Below are 21,267 nucleotides of genomic sequence, written 5' to 3' on the forward strand. Positions count from 1 at the left end.
GCCACTTATTTTATCACGGATAGCTATGAAAAAGCGATTATTTCATTTGTTAAAACTTTTAGTCATAGGTCAGTGATACAAGTAAATTTAAAAAAGTGAGAGCATAAGATTCTTAAGTAAGTTAAACCAATAGATTGTCAAATAGGAATCTTCTTAACAAATCTTTAGTAACGCATTAAATAAATCTAAGGATAAGGTGTACTTGAGATCCCAATACAATGGACCGATTTAAAATCAATAAAATAAATAAACTAATCGAACATCACTGGTCTCAAAAATCTTCTGTTATTTAATATAACGTTTATGTATGATTAGTTCAGGAAAAATAAGGTAAATTAAGTGATTATATTTGGAGAAGTCTCGTTTAAATTTCATATTAATCCGCGCAATGATACAGATTAGACGACAATTTTTCAATCTAATTTCACGCCATAACAGGAAGCGTTTTCATATTTAGCATGTTATATTTTCTGACAAATTTATTGTTTCTGAATTTTCTGTCTGTATACTGAGGTCTATGATCAGTTGGTAAATAAACTGACAGATTAACCACAAGGAGAGTGATTTTCAATGGATGAGATTTTCTTAATGAATAACGTGTGGATTATTGTCTGTTTTGCTTTAGTCCTATTAATGCAAGGTGGATTCATTCTCCTTGAAGCAGGTTCTACGAGAATGAAAAACGCAGGGCATATTGCTGGAAAAACCATTTTCACAGTTGGTATTGCATCTCTCGTTTTTTGGGCCGTCGGTTACGGGTTCATTTACGGGGAAGGGAATGCTTTTATCGGCTTCTCTGATTTCTTCTACGGCGATTTTGATTCTGTGGTTGACGGATTAGCAGGCTCTGTAGATTTTATTTTCCAGCTTGCATTTGCGGCTATTGCTTTGACTATCGCTTTCGGTGGATTCGCTGAACGAGCTAAATTATCTGCTTACATTATTTTCGCCATTTTGTTTTCTGCACTTATATATCCTGTTGTAGCACACTGGATCTGGGGCGATGGATGGTTAGCAGGATTAGGAAAACAGGATTTCGCTGGCTCGACAGTCGTTCACTTAACTGGCGCAATGGCAGCCCTTGCTGCAACTATTATTTTAAAACCGCGTATTGGTAAATACAATAAAGACGGTTCTTCAAATGATCTAGCTGGTCACAACCAAGTTTACACAGCTCTAGGTGTGCTTCTCCTTTGGGTCGGTTGGTTTGGTTTTAATGGTGGTAGTACATTAGAAGTAGACGGTGCGTTCTTCGGTTATGTCGCATTAACTACCCAACTTGCAGCTGCTGCGGGGGCTATTGCTGCCATGTTAATCGTCACAATGTTTACTGGTAAAGCAGACGTTCCTACCATGTTAAACGGGGCTCTTGCAGGACTTGTAGCTATTACAGCCTCTACAGCTTTTGTTGACCCTTGGGCAGCCGTTTTAATCGGTATTATCGCTGGTTTCATTGTTTACTTTAGTATGTTGTTCTTCGATAAAGCGAAAATTGATGATCCTATATTCGCTCTTTCGGTCCACGGTGTGTGTGGTATTTGGGGGACTCTTTCAACCGGGTTCTTTGCTACACCAGCGTTAGCTGAAATGAATGGTGGTTTAGCTGGCTTATTTTACGGCGGCGGCTTTACACAGCTAGGGGTACAATTTATCGGGGTGACGGTTTCAGGTATATACGCTTTTGTAGTGGCATTTATTATCCTTAAAGTGATGGATAAAGTCATGGGAGGCATTCGAGTTACAGAAGAGGAAGAAATTATTGGCCTTGATTTAAGTGAACATGGAAGCTATGGTTATCCTGAGAATCTTAAGTCACCAGTTAATAAAGAAGAACAACCAGGTGCTTAATGACACATATGATGAATGACAGTCAAACGTTTCACACTTATGGCGACATTAAAGACTGGCGGTTTGACATTTTTCAAAAATCCTCCTTTACTCATGAAACATTAAATGACGTACATGATGACATCATGAGAGCTGTCGTAGACTTAGCTGTGAAGCAGATGGAAAGTGAGCGGGGGCAAATCCCTGCTCGCTTTGCGTTCATTGTAATGGGCAGCTCAGGGAGATGGGAACAATCACTTTTAAGTGATCAGGATCATGGGATCATCTTTGATGGCCATGATAAGCATAGAGATTATTTTTTACAGCTAGGAGAGGAGATAGTTAAAGGCTTAGATATCTGTGGGTACGAAAAATGTGAAGGGAAAGTGATGGCTAATAACCCTAACTGGACTAAATCCCTAAATAATTGGGAAGGAAAATTGAAAGAATGGCTTGACCACAAAAGCTGGGAGAACTTACGTCACTTTTCTATTTTTACAGATGCACGCGTATTAAGAGGTGATAGGGACCTTCTTAACCAATTAAAACAACCCATTTTAAATAAGATATCTAGTGATCAAGAAACACTGATGAGGTTGTGTGATAACGTTCAGTATATTAAAAAAGGGGTCGGCATGTTCGGACAATTATTAACGGAGCAGAAGGGACGAGGAAAAGGGTTGTTAGATTATAAAGATACTATCCTGTTTCCATATGTTAATAGCGCCCGATTGCTCGCTTATTCTGAAGCGATAACAGAAACGTCTACATCAAAAAGGCTCGATATGTTACCAAGGCACCTTCACGAGTTTAGAGCCTATAAAGACTCATTTGAAAAAGCGATTGCGTTTAGACTAACGTTAACAAATCCTGATCATGGATACGAACTCATTCATTACGTGGCGACTGATACGCTAACCAAACAAGAGAAGGAGACGTTAAAAACATGGATGAAGGAGGGCCAATTATTTTTGAAACGCGTAACAGCTATGCTAAAAAACTCTAAGAACAGAGGGATCGATGTATGAATCCGATGGGATCATGGCTCAAGCAATTATCAGGGATAATGGCGCCTGGTAGGTACACGGATGGTGTTAATGAAAGGGATCCGGCTAAGATTGCCTATATTCGAAGGCTGCAGAAAGCGATGAAGCAGCAAGATCATCTTCATATTCCGTTTTCCCAGTTGACAGTGACCGTATTTGACCTTGAGACCACCGGTTTTTACCCTTTAAAAGGGGACCGTATTTTATCAATAGGGGCTCAAAAAGTAACCGGTTATACATTATCAGAACAAGAGACGTTTTATTCGTTGATGAAAAGTGATAAACCTCCTTCAAAGGATATTACGGAGCTTACCGGAATTACAGCTGATGATGTGATAAATGCACCATCTCCTGAAGAGGTGATACACGATTTCTTGCAATTTACGGGAAAAGACACCCTTGTAGCTCATCATGCTAGTCACGAAACTCGTTTTATGCGTCATCTCACCTGGTCGTTATATAAAACTCGTTTTGAACATCGGATATTGGATACTTCTTTTCTTACGGCATTAATTAAATCAATGGAGGGGCTTGTATCCCTTGATGAATGCTGTCAGCATTATAGCATTGATATAGGAAGCCGACACCATGCCTTTCATGATGCGGTTATGACGGCAAAGATGTGGATAGAATGTATTAAAGAGGTTGAATCACTCGGTTTTCATTGTTTAAAAGATGTGTACTCACATTTAGCAGGAAAGCAGTAACCCTTGTAGCAGCAATCGTCGTTACAAGGGTTTTTGTATGTTTAAACTCTGATCATCCTTTAGTTTTTCTTTTCGTTATTAAGCCAACCTTCTTGAATAAGATGCTGTTCTACATCTTTAAAAGTATCGACCGGCACATGAGGTATATCTAGTTCCTCGAGAATAGAAATAAGTGCTTCTCTAGCAAACGTTTTATCAGCGTATTTTGCTGGGTGTGAATCAGGCTCGCTATCACCATAATAAAAGACATAGTCATATTTTTCTTTAATATGCTTTAATACAATCGCTTTGTCGATACCATAGCGCTTTGAATAATGCCAGTTGTCGCTCGCCACATCAAGGTGAATGTTATTGTTATTAAAGTAGCCTTTGTTTGAAAAAACGTTAATATGAGATAATCCTGAATAAGTAATAAGCTCTTTAATATAGTAATCTGTACCAGCACTTAATATATAAAAATCACCGCCTTGATATTGAACATTTTTGATAAAGGCTGTTGCATGCTCGTCTAAAGGTATTTGCCGAATATCTTCACGAATGGTTGCTTCAGGTTGGTTAATGGATCTGAAAATATGAGATAGAAATTCAATATCTTGCAGCTTTCCTGATTTCCAGCGTTTATACCATTCTCGGCCTTCTGCATAGTACTTTTCAATAATAATCCAGTAAAAATCTTGGAGTGATATCGTGCCATCAAAATCAGAAACAAAAGCCCACTTTTTCATTTTATCAGCCCCCTCGGTTCGTCTTTATTGAGAATAAATCACTTACTTCTATCAGCATACGCTATAATGATATAGGAGGAAAAGACTTCAGTTATATTCTTAGAGATTCATCGTATCTATAATGAAGAATTTAAAAAGTTTTATTAAAGAGCCTAACAATTCTAAAAACGTTGTTTTCTCAAGCGCTAGAGTATGGTACGATAAATTTTAATATTCTGAAGATAGGAAGGATTATTGACATGGAACGAACAGTAACGACTACTATTCAAGTAAAAGATATATTAATTGCTCACCAAGTATTAAAAGATATTGTCGTCAACACCCCATTACAACGGGACCCCATCCTTTCAGAGCGATATGGGGCAAACGTATTTTTAAAACGAGAAGATTTACAAGTTGTGCGCTCATTTAAATTACGTGGGGCCTACAATTTAATGCAAGGATTATCGGAAAAAGAGTTACAAAACGGCGTTGTGTGTGCTAGTGCTGGTAATCATGCCCAAGGGGTCGCCTATTCCTGTAAAGCTCTCGGAGTGAGAGGTCATATTTTTATGCCGAGCACGACGCCGAGACAGAAAGTTTCCCGAGTAGAGTTTTTTGGAGAGCCTTTTGTAGAAGTGATCCTAACAGGGGATACCTTCGATGATTCTTTTAATGAAGCCATGGCTTTTTGTGATGATAACAACATGTCCTTTATTCATCCTTTCGATGATCTTCGTACGATCACTGGTCAGGGTACGATCGGTATGGAAATCCTTGAAGCGATGGAGGAACCCGTTTCTCACGTGTTTATGAGTATCGGAGGCGGAGGGCTTATCTCAGGTGTTGGCTCTTACTTTAAACAAATAAGTCCACAAACTAAAGTGATAGGCGTTGAACCCGCAGGTGCTCCAGGAATGAAAACATCGTTACAAAAAGGGAAAGTGACTGTTTTAGATAAGATAGACAAATTCGTCGATGGGGCAGCTGTTAAAAAGGTTGGTAACATTACGTTTGATGTAGCAAAGCATGTCATTGATGACGTGGCGGTCATACCGGAAGGAAAGGTATGTTCAACAATGTTAAATTTGTATAATGAAAATGCCATTGTTGCTGAACCGGCAGGAGCTTTGGCCATTTCTGCACTGGATCATTACCGGGAAGAGATTAAGGGGAAAAATATCGTATGTATTGTAAGCGGCGGCAATAACGATATTGACCGTATGCAGGAAATTAAAGAACGGTCGTTAATTTATGACGGTTTCAAACATTATTTTATCGTAAACTTCCCGCAACGAGCAGGAGCCTTGAGGCAGTTTTTATCAGAAGTTCTAGGGGAAAATGACGATATTACTCGATTTGAATACACGAAGAAAAACAATCGGGATAAAGGGCCTGTATTAGTTGGAATTGAACTGAAAGATAAAGAGGATTACCATCCGTTAATTAAGAGAATGGAGAAGAATGGATTTTCCTATACTGAAATAAATAAAGATCAAGATTTGTTTAACTTGCTTATATAGTTTACTGTTAAAAGGGGGAAGAATTTACTTTCCTCTTTTTGCGTATGAGACATGTTTATGGTTAAATCAGTTAAGGTACTTACTTTACTAAACGGATGACATTTTAAGAAAAGAAAGCAGGTAATATATATGCCAAAATTAACACCAGGATCAATTGTTCGATTAACTGTTGACAGTGTTATAGCGACAGCTTACATATTAAAAGGAAGTGACGGCGACGTTATTTTGCCTAAACGGACAACTGAACAAGCATTTCAAGAAGGAGAAGAAGTTGAGGTTTTCCTTTACGAAGACAAACAGGGACGACTGACAGCTTCTGCGACACTTCCTACGGTTACCCTTGATGCATATGATTGGGCTGAAGTCGTGGAGAAGGTAGAACATTTAGGTGTTTTCGTCAATATCGGTATTGAAAAAGACATACTTGTGTCAAAAGATGATTTACCGTTCCATAAGTCGGTTTGGCCACAAGAAAAAGATCATCTATTTGTTTGTCTTATTAATGATAAAAAAGGAAAATTGATGGCTAAACCGATCTCAGAAGCCATTATCAATAAGGAAAGAGATAAGGCACCAAAAGACATGCTTCATCAGCCTGTCAGTGGCCATGTTTATCGCGCATCTAAAATAGGATCCTTTATTATTACAGAAGAAGGGTATCGTGGTTTTATCCATCATTCAGAGAGAAAGAAAGAGCCGAGAATGGGGCAGTTGGTGAAAGGGCGAGTTATTGATGTGAAGGATGACGGAACGTTAAATATTTCATTACGTCCTCGCCTCATTGAAAGCCGTGATGAAGATGCTGAACACTTGCTTCATTATTTACAAAATAATGATGGAGAAATAGCATTAACAGATAAGTCTTCACCTGACGAAATTAAAGAGGTATTACACATTAGTAAGGCCGCCTTTAAGCGTGCAGTAGGAAAACTATTAAAAGAAAAGAAAATTACACAGGAAAATGGTGTCACACGCTTGATTGAAAGCGAATAGTTGTGGCTATGTCAAATCATTGGCATTGTTGCCTATTCTATTTCCAATAATCTCGTTATAGTATGGAGGTAAAATCTTAAATAGATTTTGCCTCCATTTAGTCTAGCTGCTAATTTCCATAAAGAAGAACAGTGCAACACCTTGCTTTAATCGCCGCTTGGGACTACCCCCTTCTCTTATGAAAAGAACAAGCTTTCCAATAAATAAGATCGATTGCTGATTACCCGTCAAAATCCCATTCACTACTGAAACAATATTATATCAGCATCAGGATTTTTTTGACTAAAACTCTTTTTTGTAGGGGAATATGGTATGATGTTATAGAAACGTACGTTCTTACTACTGATATTTTTTTATAAAGCGAAACAGGTGATCCTATGAAGTTAATTCTTGCAGAAAAGCCCGATCAGGCGGCTAAATTAGCCTCACCTTACCCGTCACAAAAGAAAAAGGAATATATAGTGATTAGTCCGTGTGACACCTTCCCTAAAGGAGCTATTTGTACATGGGCAGTGGGGCATTTGTGTGAACTGTTGCCTCCTGAAGGCTACGAATCATCGTGGAAAAAATGGTCTCTTGAAGCCTTACCACTTATTCCTTCAATGTTTAAGCATCGTGTCACTTATTCAAAAAAGAAACGTTTTAACGTTATAAAGTCATTTATTCAACAACAAGATGTATCGGAAATCGTTATCGCTAGTGATGCCGGACGAGAAGGAGAAGCGATCATCCGGTTAATTCTTAAACTATCTCATAATGTTAAACCAGTCAAACGTCTATGGATCTCTTCTCTAACGGCTAAGTCAGTCAAAGCGGGATTTAATGCATTATTGGATGAATCAGCTACAAGACCCCTTTATGATGAAGCAGTTAGTCGCGCTTATGCAGATTGGTTAATTGGCATGAATGCTTCTAGAGTGTATACACTCTTACTGCAGAAGCACGGAGCAGGTGATGTCTTCTCAATCGGGCGTGTTCAAACACCCACATTAGCCCTAATTGTTGAAAGAGAAAAAGAGATTGAGAAATTTATCTCTGAACCATTTTGGGAAATAAAAGCTAGCTTTTCAATGAAGGAGCAGACATACGAAGGTATTTGGCATAAAGACGGAGACTCTCGTGTAACGAATCTTACTCTGGCACAAAAAATAACCGCGTTTTGTGAAAACAAACGTGCACAAGTTAGTCATGTTGAAACAAAGGAGAAGTCGATCCCACCACCTTATTTTTTCAACTTATCATCTCTGCAAACGACAGCAAACCGAAGATATAAATATTCTCCAAAGAAAACATTAGATATTGCTCAAAAATTGTATGTAAAAGGCTATATTTCTTATCCGAGAACAGATTCCGCTTTCGTAACAAAAGAGGAGGAAAGGGAGTTTCCAACCATTCTCCAAAAAATAAGTGCGTTATCTAAATTTAAACCATTTTTTCCGTTAGAACGAGAGACAAAAATGTTATCCAAGCGTTACGTTAATCAAAGTAAAGTAACTGATCATCACGCTATTATTCCAACGGATCAAGTAATAGACCCTTCTAGCCTTTCTACTGAAGAGGCTCGTGTTTATACGATGATTATTGAACATTTAATAGCAGCATACGATGGCGATTGCCTCATGAGCTATACTAATATAGAAACATTAGTGGACGATAGAGCCACATTCAAAACAACAGGGAAACAAATGCGCCACGCAGGGTGGCGGCGAATTATCCCATCACGAGCGGATGAAAAGCTAAAAACTGAGAAAAGTAAATTGCCAAATGTTAGACAAGGTGATCAAGAGGACGTTCTTAACGTCACTATGAGAGAAGGAAAAACTGAGCCACCTAAACGATATACCGAAGGCGAATTAATTACGGTTATGAAGTCAGCTGGTAAATATATAGATGATGAAGAACTGGTAAAGGTGTTGCAACATACGGAGGGACTTGGTACTGAAGCTACGCGAGCTGGCATTATTACCTTGCTTAAACAAAGGAGTTATATCGAGATAATTAAAAACATCGTTTATCCAACTGAAAAAGGAAAAATACTGATTGAAGCATTAGGCAATTCATTATTAGCTTCGCCTGAAATGACGGCTAAATGGGAGCAGAGATTAGCGGAAATTGGTCGGGGCATTGCTGAAGTCGACCCCTTCATTCTCCAAGCCAAAAAGCTGACTACGTCACTCATAAGCGATGCAAAAAAGCGTTCTGCCACATGGACATTTAATAAAGAGATTCTTAAAGAAATTCAACGATCCCCTAAAAATAAAACAGGGAAAGTAAGCCGTACCCGTAAAAGATTGCTAGGTAAATGTCCAGTCTGCCAAGGAAACGTGATAGACAAAGGGAAGTTTTACGGCTGTGCTAACTACAAAACTACACAATGTTCGTTTACTGTCTCAAAACGCATTCTTGGACGTTCACTGACCTCAACCCATATTAAAGCATTACTGTCCGAGGGTTGCACACCGATAATTGACGGTTTTCAACAAAAAAATGGGAAAACATTTAACGCAGCGCTGAAATGGGAAGCAAATGAGAATAAAATGAGCTTTTCTTTTGGTGAACAACAAACTTAACATTCATTAAAATGGACCTGCACACTTAAAATTTCAGAACGGCTGCCGAGGCGAATGGGAGGTCCCCAAAAGCCAAAGCCTGATGAAACAAATACGTGTAGCCGCCCTTTTTGTTTGTATCCCCAATCAACTTCAAATAATTTGGCGGTAATTAAATGGTAAGGAAAGATTTGCCCACGATGGGTATGCCCACTAAAAACCATATCTGTTTGAGCTTCCATAATGGCATGGAGATCTGTTGGCTGATGATCCATCATGATAAGTATTTTCCTTTTATCAAGTGGGTCAATTAATGCGCTCGCAGATTTCCGATTTTTATCTGTTTTGTCTTTCCTTCCAACGATAGTTATCATTTCATTTGGCTCCACAACGTCGTCTTGAAGGAGCTGAATGCCTGCTTCATCAAGCATAACCGCTAATTCTTCAATCTTTCCTCCGTAATATTCATGGTTTCCTGTGACCGCATACTTGCCATATACAGCATGCAAATTGGCTAACAGTCCATCCATTTTTTTCTCTTTAAACTGGGCAGGATCATCATCCACGATATCACCGGCTAATAAAATAATGTCTGCATTAAGCTTATTTATTTCTTTCACGAGTCTCTCCGCATGTTTTTTACCTGATAATCCGCCAAAATGCATATCTGAAGCCATCACAATTTTTAATGATGACTTATGGGACGTTGTTTTCGCAAGGCTAATGTCATGTGATCGAATGACTGGACTGTATGCCAAATAGAGGCCTACACCTATGTAAATAGCAAATAGAATCCAAACAATTCCCCCAATGACAACAATATGTGTGCGAGTTACTTCTTCAATAAAGAGTCCAAGCAGCCAACACGTTATATTAGCAAACGGCAATACAAACAAGCCAAATTGAAAAACAGCGAGCCATAGTGCCCCAATTTTTTTGAAAAGGGGACTAGAAAATAACTGACCAATTATATAAGCATAAGCAACACCTATTAACAGGGCAGTGAAAATAAGTGGATGATTTATACTAAATACAACGTGTAGCCAGTAATATAAATGCCAGCCTATGTAAGCTGTTAAGCCTGTATAAAGAATAATAAATAGACCTAAGCTTAATAAATATCGTAAATTCATTATTTTAGTCACCCACTTTTTGTTAGTCTATAGTTGCCCCTTTACTTTATCTATCTTATTATTAAGTTAAAGTATTAACAAAGGTTTTGCATATAAACTTCGTATCTTTTGACACGATGATGATAACTGACATACAGGAGGAGACGTGGATGGCAGGGGAATTGAAGGCAATATGGATTAAAAGGGAAAAAAGAGGGGTAATGGAACCCGTAGAATTAGGGACATTAATTAAACATAAAGGCTTGGTTCACAATGCTGATCAAGGTGGTAAAAGGCAAGTAACCATTATTTCTGAAGAAAGATGGGAGCAGCTAATGGACAATTTTTCAACTAGCTTGGATCCTTCTACACGAAGAGCTAATTTAATGGTCACAGGAATAGATCTAGCTCACTCTAAAGGAAAACGACTCAATATTGGTTCTGCTATTATAGAAATACAAGGTGAAACAAAACCGTGCTCTCGTATGGATGATGCTTTAGCTGGTTTACAAGATGCTATGAAGGTAAACTGGGGCGGAGGGGCTTATGGAGTGGTTGTAACAGGTGGCGATATTAGGCTTGGAGATCCCGTTCAGTGGCGTTGAAAAAAATGATTTACTTCCTCCTGCAAAAAAGCTTAAACTAGCTTTATGAAAACTTACAACTCCCTCATTAACTTTAAACGAATTGATATATCTTACGAAAAAAGGTGATAAACATGAAACGCATTGAATTTAAAGATGGGAAACTTTATACTGAAGTCCGATTCAAATTTCAAGGAAAAGTAACAAAAACGGCTAACATTATTATTGATACTAACTCAGCAGGGACAGTCATTTCTAAAAAGACTGCCATTAAACTAGGGATTGAGAAAGATGAATCTACTTTTTATGAAGTATTAGATTCGTTAAGTGTCGGCCCGTTAAAAGTGAGTGAATTTCAAGTCACAATTTCTGATATTGAGGAAGACGGAGTCCTTGGCCTCGATTTTATGAAGAAGGTCGGTGCTAAAATAAACCTTGATGCCATGACAATATCAAGCTCTCGTACATAAAAAGTCAAATGGTTGAAATTGGATTTTAGTTGTCTATACTCATTATATGGACCGAACCACCTAGATCGTTATTGAAGACAAAATATTTTTCTTGACGAACAAGCTTTCAACAGTTATTATCACATTTTGGAAGGTTATTAATCACATAACTCTTAAATAGGTAACGAATTTTGAAAGGGGAATAACGATGGCAGAACAAGAAGAGCCTCTATTGCAATCAGGAGATACTGTTAAAGTCATTGAAGGGGAATATAAAGGAAAAAAAGCAACAGTCATTTCCGCCTATACTAATTCTATCTCGGTGGAATTCGAATTGAAGATGGATGATGGCAGCAAGCCTCGGACAGTTTTGAGACATTCAGAATACGAAATCATTAAGTAACGCCGATACGAAGACTACCAGGGAAATGTGTGGTAGTCTTTGTTGTTGTTATGGTTAATGTTAATGACTGTTTATAAATACTAACCAATCCTTTTAATGTTAGAATATAAAATGTTAAAAAACGTTCATTATTACTTCCTCATAATAGCTAAAATTCATTCATAATAGAAGAACTCATTGGTATACGAGGAGGTATTCAGATGTCAGTTTTAATCATCTATTCCACGACTCACGGTACGACAGAAAAGGCTGTGTACCAGATGGCAAACCAGCTTTCATCAGTAACTGATTTAGTAAACATCATTAAAACGAAAAAAACACTAGATTTAACCATGTATGACACTGTTATTATAGCCACTTCTATTCATATGGGATCGATCCCCAAAAAGATGACGCAATTTCTGTCAGCAAATGAAAATGTGTTACTCACAAAAAAAATCGGACTATTCTTAAGCTGTATGCGTGAAGGTGAAGAAAGACAGGCGCAATTTAGAGCCGCTTTCCCAGAAACGTTACGCAATCATGCTGTCGCGAAAGGACTGGGAGGCGGGGAATTACTTATTTCAAAAATGACGCTACTTCAAAAAATGATTATAAAGAAAGTAGAAGGGACTACAACTGATAGATCAGCATTAGATAAGCAGGCTTTGGACCTATTCATTAAGGAGTTAAATCAAGTTGATTCCCATCCCTCTTCAAAATCTTCAACAAAGGCTTAACCTTCTAAAAGCTTCAAACTTGTCTATTGTCATGATAGGTTTGAAGCTTTTGCACGTTTTAAACCCACCCTAATAAATGAAAACTAAATAGGACACTCGATAATACAAAAAAGCAAATCACAATAAATGAAGCATTTTGTCTTATTATATGTGATCTGGGAGCTTTCATCAGTTTTGCTGCCATTAGCATTTGGCCGGAAAATGGTGAAAGCTGAGTGGCCATCGTCCAAGCTAGTAATAATGTAAGGGCCGCATACTCAGGTGACACACCAAACATCTCTGGAGATAGAGAACTGCCTATCCCGATAACGATAATGATAGGGTGAATGCCGATTTGTGCTAACAATAAAGCGATTAACATGATAAAAACAGTAAACAAATAGACATGGCCTAATGACACCGTATGAATGAAAGTGGACACGACATCACCTAAATCCGTATAAGAAATCGCAAGGCCAAAATAACCTGCTGTAATAAACACAGCTATTTCGTTTTTCAACCGGACAAATGAACCTTGGATTTGAGTAGCCACATCATGTAAATATGAGCGCGTTATTTTTGTGAAAATCGCCCAAATAAGAGGGTGTCCTATAGCTAATAGACATACAATTGTTAACATATTAATATTTGCTAGCCGATAAAAAATAAAGGAACACGCAACGAAAGAGCAACTAAAAATGAGCAAAGATGCAAATGAAGCAGGTGGCCTATATGTGACATCACTTTTTCGTTCCTCAATTTCCATGAGCGGATCCTCGGAGAAAGAAATGTAACGAAGCATAATCATACTTATAAGTCCATATATAATCGCTAACAAAAAGCCATAGCCACCAATACCAAACCATGACACATCAAATAATACTAGAACGAGCGCCACATTTACAAAATAAGGCGACCAAAGCATACAAAAGGCAAACGCGCGCATCATATGTAAGGTTAATTTTCTTTCTCTAAATGAATGAAAGCTTTCATCAGCAATCCGTTTGACAATGGCTAATGCACCAAAGTTTAGTAACGCGCCGATTGTGGCTACGAGAAAATAACTCAGCCGGTAAGGATGTTCGACTCCTCGTTTCTCTGCTTGTTGGACTTTTTGCTTTAATGCTGATAAGTAACCAGCCGTCGACATATATGTCCCAATTAAAGGGACTAATAAAAACAATGACAGCAAATTTAAGTTTTGTCCAAAACCATATAACATCTCTAGGTAAGGAACATCGTTAGTTATAAAAACAATGGTTCCCGCTATAAATAAAATACCTATTATGAGGCGATTCAATAACGTAATAGAGATAAAAGAAAAGAATAATAGACATCCCCCTAACAGACTGTAAATAGTCATTAATAAAGGGTGAGGAAAGATATGAGCGGCAAGATACACTAAAGATGCTGTATAGCACAATATGCCTAAGACGGTATAAAGATAGTCTCTCGTAATAAACACTCCTTTATTTAAATCGTTCTTTTTTCTTTAGCTAAATATGTATTATACTAAATGACAGGTTTACGAACAGTCTAGTCTAGTTAATGACTGTTAGTCGTTTGGAAAGACATCGCACTGAAATTACGACGCTGTATGATGAGAATCATAAAATCAAATCATACGAGAACTTTTTTTCTATCTACCACCCTTTTAACCAGATCATTTTTTATTATAACGAAAAATAGGACAAATCCGATACTAAACGGACCTGTTTTGTAAATGACAAGAGGATGTGTTTATTATGGAACGGTTGCAAGCTGTTATTTTTGATTTAGACGGTGTATTAGCGGACACTGTTCATTACCACTTTTTAGCTACGAAAAAAGTAGCTGATTTAGAAGGTGTCCCCTTTACACCAGAGATGAATGAAGCTTTTCAAGGCATGAGTCGAAAACATATGATTAAGGAGATTGTAAAAGAAGCTCCTAAGACTTATATTGAATCAGATTTAGATAAACTGGCTGAATTAAAAAATGACTATTATAAATCATACATTAAGAGTTTGAGCAGTCGCGATATTTTACCTGGTATGCTCTCTTTTCTTAACGAATTAAAAGAGGCTGACATCCCTATGGCGATTGCATCATCAAGTTCTAACGCTCGTACCGTAGTGGCGAGACTTGGAATCGAGCATTTTTTTCAGATTATTATTAATGCTAAATCTATAAAAAAAATGAAACCTGATCCTGAAATCTTTTTAACAGCGGCTGATAGGCTTAAAGTGCCTTATGACAACTGTGTCGCTATAGAAGATAGCTGGGCTGGTATAACAGCCATTAAAGCCACACCAATGTTCTCTGTTGGAATAGGTGAATCTCCCGCAGTAAGGGAAGCTGATTTGCATATAACGCATACACAGGACCTGACTTTAAAGCGGTTAAGAGATGCGTTAATTTAATAATATACCGTAATTCAATAGGCGAACTAACTTTGAGATTTTATTTTGATGATGACATTCATTCAGACTAATATTAAATAAATTCCCCTACATAATTTTATATTTGCCTCAATTTAAGATAAACTAGTAAGAAAGTTTAGCAAAAGAATAAAAATCGTAAATTCTTTATGACTATTATATGAGGAGGCTCTACTGTGAAAAAGCGAGTTGTTATAACAGGAATTGGCGCTATCACACCTCTTGCTAACGAAGTGGAAGCAACGTGGCAAAAAATAAAAGAAGGATTTTCAGGAATAGATCTTCTTACAAAGTTTGATACGTCTTCCTTTCAGGTAAAAGTAGCAGCAGAGGTAAAAGATTTCTCAGTGAAAGATTATTTAGATGTGAAAGACTCTCGTCGTATGGCTCGGTTCACTCACTTTGCTGTTGCAGCCAGTAAAATGGCACTTTTAGATGCAAAATTAAAACTAGGAGATAATATTGCTGCAGAACGAGTTGGCGTTTGGATTGGCTCAGGAATCGGAGGCCTCGATGAATTTGAATCACAGCATAAAAAATTTTTAGCTAAAGGCCCGAGACGAGTTAGCCCATTTATAATTCCTATGTTTATACCTGACATGGCATCAGGACAAGTCTCGATTGAAACAGGGGCTAAAGGAATGAATAACTGTTCGGTAACGGCATGTGCTTCTGGGGCTAATTCAATAGGGGATGCCTTTAGAGTCGTTCAAAACGGATATGCAGATGCCATGATAGCAGGTGGGGCTGAAGCATCCATCACGGAAATGACATTGGCTGGCTTTTCGAATATGACAGCCCTCTCTACAAATGAAGATCCAGCATCAGCTAGTCGCCCTTTCGATAAAAATCGAGATGGATTCGTGATCGGTGAAGGAGCTGGTACACTTATTCTTGAAGAATTAGAGCATGCTAAAGCCCGAGGAGCACACATTTATGGTGAATTAGTCGGGTATGGGGCCACAGGTGACGCCTATCATATGACGACCCCTGCTCCTGATGGCGAAGGTGGACAACGTGCCATGTCTCTTGCGTTGGAAGATGCTGATCTTGCTCCTGAAGATATTACATACATAAATGCTCACGGTACTTCTACACAGTATAATGACTTGTATGAAACAACAGCGATAAAAAAAGTGTTCGGACCACATGCCGCAAAACTTGCTGTCAGTTCTACGAAATCAATGACCGGTCATTTGCTCGGAGCTGCTGGAGCTGTAGAAGCTATTTTTGCCTTACTTGCCATAAGGGACCATACTTTACCACCTACAGTTAATTATCAAACGCCTGATGATGACATGGATCTTGATTACGTGCCTAACACGTCTAGAGAAGTAAAAACAGAAGTGGTTCTTTCAAATTCTCTGGGCTTTGGTGGTCATAATGCGTCTTTAATCTTTCGTAAATTATAACGGTGTAAAAGGTTTCCACTAAGTCACCTTTCATAAAGCGGACTCTCTGGTCCAAACCAACCCATTGGCTTTATTCTCTGTTTACAATGGGTTTTTTTGTGTCAAATATAGAGCGCTTACTTCTCATTTTTGTGAAATTCAGATATAGTAAAAGAAGTAAGGAAGGTGGATATGATGGAAACCCTTGAGACGATATATGATGTCATAGATACACAGCTTGAGCTTACTGTAGATGAAGCTGATCGTCTTCACAAGTTACGAAAAAAATATACTGCGAAGACATTTGAAATAGCTTTCTGTGGTCACTTTTCGGCCGGTAAATCCACATTATTAAATCGTTTGACAGAATCCGATGTTTTGCCTGCAAGCCCAATTCCTACGAGTGCTAATGTAGTAAAAATTTCGTATGGACCTCCTAAAATGACGTTAAAGGATACATCAAATGCCATTATACAGTCATACACGGACACTATCCCATGGGACGAGGTTAAGAAATGGGGGAAAGACGGACAAGCTATTTCATCTATTTCGTTACAATTCCCACTTGAATTTTTAGGTCAATCTGGTGTCATTGTGGATACACCAGGAGTCGATTCCACTGATGATACACATCAGTCTCTCACATTAAATCAGCTTATGACAACAGATGCTGTCGTCTATGTGATGGATTATAATCATGTAAAATCAGAGACAAACCTTCAATTTTTAAAGCAGCTATCCAATGAAGGAAAGCCATTATTATTAGTGGTTAATCAAGTTGATAAGCATGATAATACTGAGGTGTCATTAGAGAAGTACCGGAAAACGGCAGAAGCGACATTTAAAAATTGGCATATTCATTATTTACATTTGTTTTTTGCGTCGATGGTGGATGCCGATCATCCAGCAAACGAGTTTAAGCTTATTGAAAAATACGTTAAAGCCCTTTTATATAATAGCACCTCCTTTACACATCGTTCTGATATACGACTATTGAAAGAGTTTTTAAAAGCAGTTAAAGAAAGACAACACGATGAAAAATTAGCGGCTATGAAAGAGATAGAAGATGCTATAGTAGAAGCTGGATTTGACCCTGACATTATTAAAGAAAACGGCACGGTAGAAAAGCACTTACAAGATATTCGTCAATACGAGCAGAACGTATTTGAAGAATTTCAAAGTGACACGAAACGCCTTTTTAACAATGTGAATTTATTTCCTTATACAACGACCGAACTTATGCGAAACTGGCTTGAAAGTAAAGGAAAAGGGTTCAAAAAAGGGGTTATTTTCACGAGAAAAAAAACGTATGAGGAACAACGAAAACGCATTGACAAATTAATCTTGGAATTACAAGATAATATTAAAACTCAGTTGATTTTTCATTTGAAAACACATTTTAATACCTACAATACTAGCCAATTGACTAATAAAGAAATCTTTAAAGAGAAAATACATCACATGTCGTTCACGGTAACAAAAGAATGGCTTGAAAACCAAGTGAAAGAAGGCCCTGTAAATAATGAGTATGTTTATCAGTTAACGAAAGAGGTGTCTCATCACATTGTCAAAAATGTGAAACAGCAAGCAGAGGCTTTAGTGTCCCTCTATACAGAGGGAATGGCAATGGAAAAGAAAAGGGAGGAAGAAGATTTAGCTAGTAAACGAGACGACATTGCTACCGTTCACCACCTTCTATCGCAATTAACTGATATTGAGAATAAATGGGAAGTATCTTTACATAGCTTAGATAATATTCTTGGGCAATTACCAGGTGATCCAATGTTTTATCACGATTTGTCTCACGCCTATCAGTTAGATTATCCAAATACTAGTGAACTTCCTTTCCTTCCTGTGAAAAAAGAGCATCATCCTTTCACACTAGATGATAAAGTTATTAGCAACCAATACACGGAAACAACTAGTTTCCAGGAGCATGAAGCAGACGAAGCGATAGCAAGCTGGAAAAAGCCACTTACAAATAATAAAAAATCTCAGCTATTATTTAACGAGCGTCAGCAAATACTAAATAGAATAGAACGGTACGAAAACCAAACGTTTATTATCTCTCTTTTCGGTGCATTCAGCGCAGGAAAGTCAAGCTTTGCCAACGCGTTATTGGGGGATAACATTATGCCAGTTTCTCCCCATCCTACTACTGCAACAGTTAATACCGTAAAAGCACCTAATCATCAACATTTGCATCACACTGCCGTCATTTCATTCAAAACCGAAGTGGTATTAAAGGAAGATGTGTCGAGTATTGCAAAGAGCCTCGGATTACATGTCACTCTTGCATCGCTCAGAAAATGGCGCGCTCCTAAAACCACTGATATGTCACACTGGCAAAAGAACGGTATTAACTATTTAGAGACGGTGCAAAAAGCACTATCTAAATCTAAGTGGGCATTAGGATCAGTCCATACAGTTCCGCTTGAACAACTAGAGCATTTTACGGTGAATGAAGAAGTGGCCTGTCTTGTGGACCGGGTAGATATATATTATGATTGTAAATTAACAAGACAAGGAATCGTGATCGTTGACACACCAGGGATTAACTCGATACACGCCCGTCACACGAAAGTCGCATTCCAACATATGAAGCAGTCGGATGCTATTTTTTATTTAACATACTATCATCATGCTTTTTCTAAGACAGATCGTTATTTCCTACAACAGATGGCAGGTATAAACGATAGTTTTAACACAAATAAGTTATATTTTATTATCAATGCTTCAGATTTAGCGGCTAATGATAAAGAATTGACTACCGTGACAAATCACGTAGCAGATGCATTAAAGAAAGAAGGTATTAACGCTCCAAGACTTTTCAGTCTATCAAGTAAAGAGGGGTTAAAAGCAAAGCGTGGAGAAGGCTCACACTCTACAAGATTCTCACTATTTGAAGACACATTTTACAAAAACACGATATTAGAATTAAAAGCGTTATCTTTTCGGTTAATTGCTGACAAGTTAAGTGATTATAAAAATAAAGTATCAGATACATTAGCCGTGATTAATCATGACAAAGCAGCTCAACAGAAGTTGAAAGAAGATTTAAAGGCAACCGCAACTATTGAAATAACCCGAATTAAAGCGACATCATTTAACACTGTTGTGCAGGAGATTTTTCATGAATTAGACCAGTTTACTCTCTTTTTAAGACAACGAATAGTTTACGTCTTAAATGACCTTTTTCCTGAGGCTGTAAATGTATCAATACTTACAGGACCGACTAAAAAGGTGCTTCAACAACAGCTCATAACCGCTTTACAGGATTTGATTTTACATGTAGAAAACTTTCTTAATCAAGAGCTAGAAGCCCTTTTACTAAAATTAGAATACATTGTCAAACAGCGTGTAGATAGTTGGTTAGAGGCTGAAGTAGAGACCATTAAGGCATCACTGCCTCATTTTTCCTACGACAGTAATGCTCTTTCTGTTACGATGCAACATTCGCATGAGCAGGTGAAACTAACCTTCCCTGAAGTGGAGAACTACCGCTCTTATATAAAATCGAAAAAAGACTTTTTTGAAAATGGGGATATAAAAATTGTGAAAGAAAGTGTTATATCAGAAGTAAATGAGCGTGCGTCTGTCATTATTCAACAATTTGAGAATCTTGTAAGTAGTGAGTTGAAAATCCAATTACCAAAGATAGAAAAGGAAACTAAAGCACAATTAATTAACACTATTATTGAAGAAGGGAAGCGCTTTGATGCTATCCTTGATTCTAATGAGCAAGCACGACTTAACGATGAATTTGTAGGATTAACAGAGACTAAAGGATATTTAACGTTATAATTTTGGCCCACGTGGTTACACTGACATACAACTATAGGAGGTGACTATCATGACGGACAAACAAACTGCTCATAGTAGAAAGCGGGTAACAACAAGTGTAAACTCACTGGGGAAATCTCCAGATAGCCCTCATAAGGGAGAAATACTAAGTAAGGAACAAGAAAGAGCTAAAAATAAGAACACTAAAATTTAAAAAAGACAAAGCCACAACACACCTTTCGTCACAAAGCAAACGAAACCTTTGGAGGAGTTTTTGAACTGACCTAGAAAAATGAGATTTAAAAAAACACCTAGGCTGCCATACTCCTGAATTCTACTGGGGTATGGCAGTTTAACTTTTTAAATGGTCGTATATAATTGTAATAATACATGTACGTTTCTACTTTTTCTAGTACAATAGAATTTGTAAGGTGCACTCGTTGCTGAGTGCTGAATTCTTCCGACTTTAGTGAGGAATGGAAGGATTCAATGACGGCATTATCAAAGCAGTTGCCTTTCCGAGACATGCTTGTGGTAATGCCTTTTTCTTTTGCTTTTTCTTGAAATTTATAGGATGTATACTGAGCTCCTTGGTCACTGTGTAATAGGACGCCATAAGTCTCCCTACCTCTACAAGCATCTTCTAAAGTGTTTATCACGAGCGAGAGATCTTGTTTATCACTGATTCGATAGGCAATAATTTCGTTGTTATACAAGTCCATTATGGTTGATAAATATAGCATCTTTTCACCATAAGGTAAGTATGTAATGTCAGTCACCCACTTTTGATTCGAACTCTCTGCGGAGAAATGTTGTTCTAACAGGTTCCCAACCACAAGTTTACTTTCCCCAGCTATATAGGATTGTCGCTTTGGCTTTACGCGACATTGGATATTAAACTTCTGCATGATCTTCTGAACGGTGTTTCGATTGACGTTAATATGATGTTCCTTTTTAAGAAGATCCCTCACCATTCGATGCCCGACTCTATATTTAAATTCTTTACAAATAGTTAATACCAATTGTTCTAAAGGTTTAGGTTTCCAAGATGTCTTTCTCCAACGATAATAAGTTGACT

At 37.8% G+C, this 21,267-nt stretch carries 18 protein-coding genes; 14 read left to right on the forward strand and 4 right to left on the reverse strand.

Annotated elements, in window-relative coordinates; translation table 11 throughout:
* Positions 1-570 precede the first annotated feature (570 nt).
* The 3 genes from BK581_RS02735 to BK581_RS02745 are packed head-to-tail and all read left to right on the forward strand — an operon-like array spanning position 571 to position 3,580.
* Positions 571-1,848 (forward strand): ammonium transporter, encoded by a 1,278-nt coding sequence (locus tag BK581_RS02735; RefSeq protein WP_078576717.1) that lies wholly within the window; start codon positions 571-573, stop codon positions 1,846-1,848.
* On the forward strand, positions 1,848-2,855 hold the full coding sequence (locus tag BK581_RS02740; RefSeq protein WP_078576718.1) for a DUF294 nucleotidyltransferase-like domain-containing protein: 1,008 nt from the start codon (positions 1,848-1,850) through the stop codon (positions 2,853-2,855). The genes BK581_RS02735 and BK581_RS02740 overlap by 1 nt, the downstream gene beginning before the upstream one ends.
* Positions 2,852-3,580 carry an exonuclease domain-containing protein gene (locus BK581_RS02745; protein WP_078576719.1) on the forward strand — a complete coding sequence of 243 codons (729 nt, stop codon included), beginning with the start codon at positions 2,852-2,854 and terminating at the stop codon, positions 3,578-3,580. Before BK581_RS02740 ends, BK581_RS02745 begins: the two co-directional genes overlap by 4 nt.
* Before the next feature lie 59 nt (positions 3,581-3,639).
* Here BK581_RS02745 and BK581_RS02750 read toward each other — a convergent pair whose 3' ends face one another.
* Entirely contained in the window at positions 3,640-4,305 is a 666-nt protein-coding gene (locus tag BK581_RS02750; RefSeq protein ID WP_078576720.1) for an MtnX-like HAD-IB family phosphatase, read from the reverse strand.
* 239 nt (positions 4,306-4,544) lie between these two features.
* Here BK581_RS02750 and ilvA point away from each other — a divergent pair, with 239 nt between their 5' ends.
* The 3 genes from ilvA to BK581_RS02765 all read left to right on the forward strand — a co-directional run bounded on the left by ilvA (position 4,545) and on the right by BK581_RS02765 (position 9,370).
* Complete coding sequence (ilvA, locus tag BK581_RS02755; RefSeq protein WP_078576721.1) at positions 4,545-5,807, forward strand: threonine ammonia-lyase IlvA; 1,263 nt, start codon at positions 4,545-4,547, stop codon at positions 5,805-5,807.
* 129 nt (positions 5,808-5,936) lie between these two features.
* Entirely contained in the window at positions 5,937-6,800 is an 864-nt protein-coding gene (locus tag BK581_RS02760; RefSeq protein ID WP_078576722.1) for a CvfB family protein, read from the forward strand.
* A 377-nt stretch (positions 6,801-7,177) separates the two neighbouring features.
* A complete protein-coding gene (locus BK581_RS02765) occupies positions 7,178-9,370 on the forward strand; it encodes a type IA DNA topoisomerase (RefSeq protein WP_078576723.1) in 2,193 nt (730 codons plus the stop codon).
* Here BK581_RS02765 and BK581_RS02770 read toward each other — a convergent pair.
* The gene (locus BK581_RS02770) at positions 9,367-10,482 is read right to left on the reverse strand and encodes a metallophosphoesterase (protein ID WP_078576724.1); all 1,116 of its coding nucleotides are present in this window, start codon (positions 10,480-10,482) and stop codon (positions 9,367-9,369) included. The two genes, BK581_RS02765 and BK581_RS02770, sit on opposite strands and share 4 nt — an antisense overlap.
* 149 nt (positions 10,483-10,631) lie before the next feature.
* Between BK581_RS02770 and BK581_RS02775 the strand changes: the two genes are divergently transcribed.
* The 4 genes from BK581_RS02775 to BK581_RS02790 all read left to right on the forward strand — a co-directional run bounded on the left by BK581_RS02775 (position 10,632) and on the right by BK581_RS02790 (position 12,616).
* Entirely contained in the window at positions 10,632-11,066 is a 435-nt protein-coding gene (locus BK581_RS02775) for an MOSC domain-containing protein (protein ID WP_078576725.1), read from the forward strand.
* A 113-nt stretch (positions 11,067-11,179) separates the two neighbouring features.
* On the forward strand, positions 11,180-11,515 hold the full coding sequence (locus BK581_RS02780) for a pepsin/retropepsin-like aspartic protease family protein (protein ID WP_078576726.1): 336 nt from the start codon (positions 11,180-11,182) through the stop codon (positions 11,513-11,515).
* Between the two features lie 187 nt (positions 11,516-11,702).
* Positions 11,703-11,897 (forward strand): KOW motif domain-containing protein, encoded by a 195-nt coding sequence (locus BK581_RS02785; RefSeq protein WP_078576727.1) that lies wholly within the window; start codon positions 11,703-11,705, stop codon positions 11,895-11,897.
* Between the two features lie 200 nt (positions 11,898-12,097).
* Complete coding sequence (locus BK581_RS02790) at positions 12,098-12,616, forward strand: flavodoxin domain-containing protein (RefSeq protein WP_078576728.1); 519 nt, start codon at positions 12,098-12,100, stop codon at positions 12,614-12,616.
* Between the two features lie 58 nt (positions 12,617-12,674).
* Here the strand turns inward: BK581_RS02790 and BK581_RS02795 are convergent, their stop codons facing one another.
* On the reverse strand, positions 12,675-14,060 hold the full coding sequence (locus BK581_RS02795; RefSeq protein WP_143709628.1) for a hypothetical protein: 1,386 nt from the start codon (positions 14,058-14,060) through the stop codon (positions 12,675-12,677).
* A gap of 280 nt (positions 14,061-14,340) precedes the next feature.
* Here BK581_RS02795 and pgmB point away from each other — a divergent pair, with 280 nt between their 5' ends.
* From pgmB to BK581_RS20005, 4 genes are all read left to right on the forward strand, one after another.
* On the forward strand, positions 14,341-14,997 hold the full coding sequence (pgmB, locus tag BK581_RS02800; RefSeq protein ID WP_078576730.1) for a beta-phosphoglucomutase: 657 nt from the start codon (positions 14,341-14,343) through the stop codon (positions 14,995-14,997).
* Positions 14,998-15,191: 194 nt separating this feature from the next.
* Positions 15,192-16,427, forward strand: a complete 1,236-nt coding sequence (gene fabF / locus BK581_RS02805) for a beta-ketoacyl-ACP synthase II (RefSeq protein ID WP_078576731.1) — start codon at positions 15,192-15,194, stop codon at positions 16,425-16,427.
* 171 nt (positions 16,428-16,598) lie between these two features.
* Positions 16,599-20,210, forward strand: a complete 3,612-nt coding sequence (locus BK581_RS02810; protein WP_078576732.1) for a dynamin family protein — start codon at positions 16,599-16,601, stop codon at positions 20,208-20,210.
* A gap of 49 nt (positions 20,211-20,259) precedes the next feature.
* A complete protein-coding gene (locus BK581_RS20005; RefSeq protein WP_169837502.1) occupies positions 20,260-20,403 on the forward strand; it encodes a hypothetical protein in 144 nt (47 codons plus the stop codon).
* Positions 20,404-20,500: 97 nt separating this feature from the next.
* On the opposite strand, the gene BK581_RS02815 is transcribed toward BK581_RS20005, so the two are convergent.
* Positions 20,501-21,267, reverse strand: a 767-nt coding sequence (locus BK581_RS02815; RefSeq protein ID WP_245828861.1) for an IS3 family transposase, incomplete at its 5' end; no start/stop codon positions are given.

The sequence above is a fragment of the Salipaludibacillus agaradhaerens genome (assembly GCF_002019735.1).
In the GTDB taxonomy this organism is placed as follows: domain Bacteria; phylum Bacillota; class Bacilli; order Bacillales; family Salisediminibacteriaceae; genus Salipaludibacillus; species Salipaludibacillus agaradhaerens.

What these genes read in the sequence shown, in the direction of transcription:
- BK581_RS02740 (WP_078576718.1), top strand. Translation starts at nt 1,848, where the DNA reads ATGACACATATGATGAATGACAGTCAAACGTTTCACACTTATGGCGAC.
- BK581_RS02775 (WP_078576725.1), top strand. Translation starts at nt 10,632, where the DNA reads ATGGCAGGGGAATTGAAGGCAATATGGATTAAAAGGGAAAAAAGAGGG.
- BK581_RS02765 (WP_078576723.1), top strand. Translation starts at nt 7,178, where the DNA reads ATGAAGTTAATTCTTGCAGAAAAGCCCGATCAGGCGGCTAAATTAGCC.
- BK581_RS02785 (WP_078576727.1), top strand. Translation starts at nt 11,703, where the DNA reads ATGGCAGAACAAGAAGAGCCTCTATTGCAATCAGGAGATACTGTTAAA.
- BK581_RS02760 (WP_078576722.1), top strand. Translation starts at nt 5,937, where the DNA reads ATGCCAAAATTAACACCAGGATCAATTGTTCGATTAACTGTTGACAGT.
- BK581_RS02790 (WP_078576728.1), top strand. Translation starts at nt 12,098, where the DNA reads ATGTCAGTTTTAATCATCTATTCCACGACTCACGGTACGACAGAAAAG.
- BK581_RS02745 (WP_078576719.1), top strand. Translation starts at nt 2,852, where the DNA reads ATGAATCCGATGGGATCATGGCTCAAGCAATTATCAGGGATAATGGCG.
- BK581_RS20005 (WP_169837502.1), top strand. Translation starts at nt 20,260, where the DNA reads ATGACGGACAAACAAACTGCTCATAGTAGAAAGCGGGTAACAACAAGT.
- BK581_RS02770 (WP_078576724.1), bottom strand. Translation starts at nt 10,482, where the DNA reads ATGAATTTACGATATTTATTAAGCTTAGGTCTATTTATTATTCTTTAT.
- BK581_RS02735 (WP_078576717.1), top strand. Translation starts at nt 571, where the DNA reads ATGGATGAGATTTTCTTAATGAATAACGTGTGGATTATTGTCTGTTTT.
- BK581_RS02750 (WP_078576720.1), bottom strand. Translation starts at nt 4,305, where the DNA reads ATGAAAAAGTGGGCTTTTGTTTCTGATTTTGATGGCACGATATCACTC.
- ilvA (WP_078576721.1), top strand. Translation starts at nt 4,545, where the DNA reads ATGGAACGAACAGTAACGACTACTATTCAAGTAAAAGATATATTAATT.
- BK581_RS02780 (WP_078576726.1), top strand. Translation starts at nt 11,180, where the DNA reads ATGAAACGCATTGAATTTAAAGATGGGAAACTTTATACTGAAGTCCGA.
- pgmB (WP_078576730.1), top strand. Translation starts at nt 14,341, where the DNA reads ATGGAACGGTTGCAAGCTGTTATTTTTGATTTAGACGGTGTATTAGCG.
- BK581_RS02810 (WP_078576732.1), top strand. Translation starts at nt 16,599, where the DNA reads ATGATGGAAACCCTTGAGACGATATATGATGTCATAGATACACAGCTT.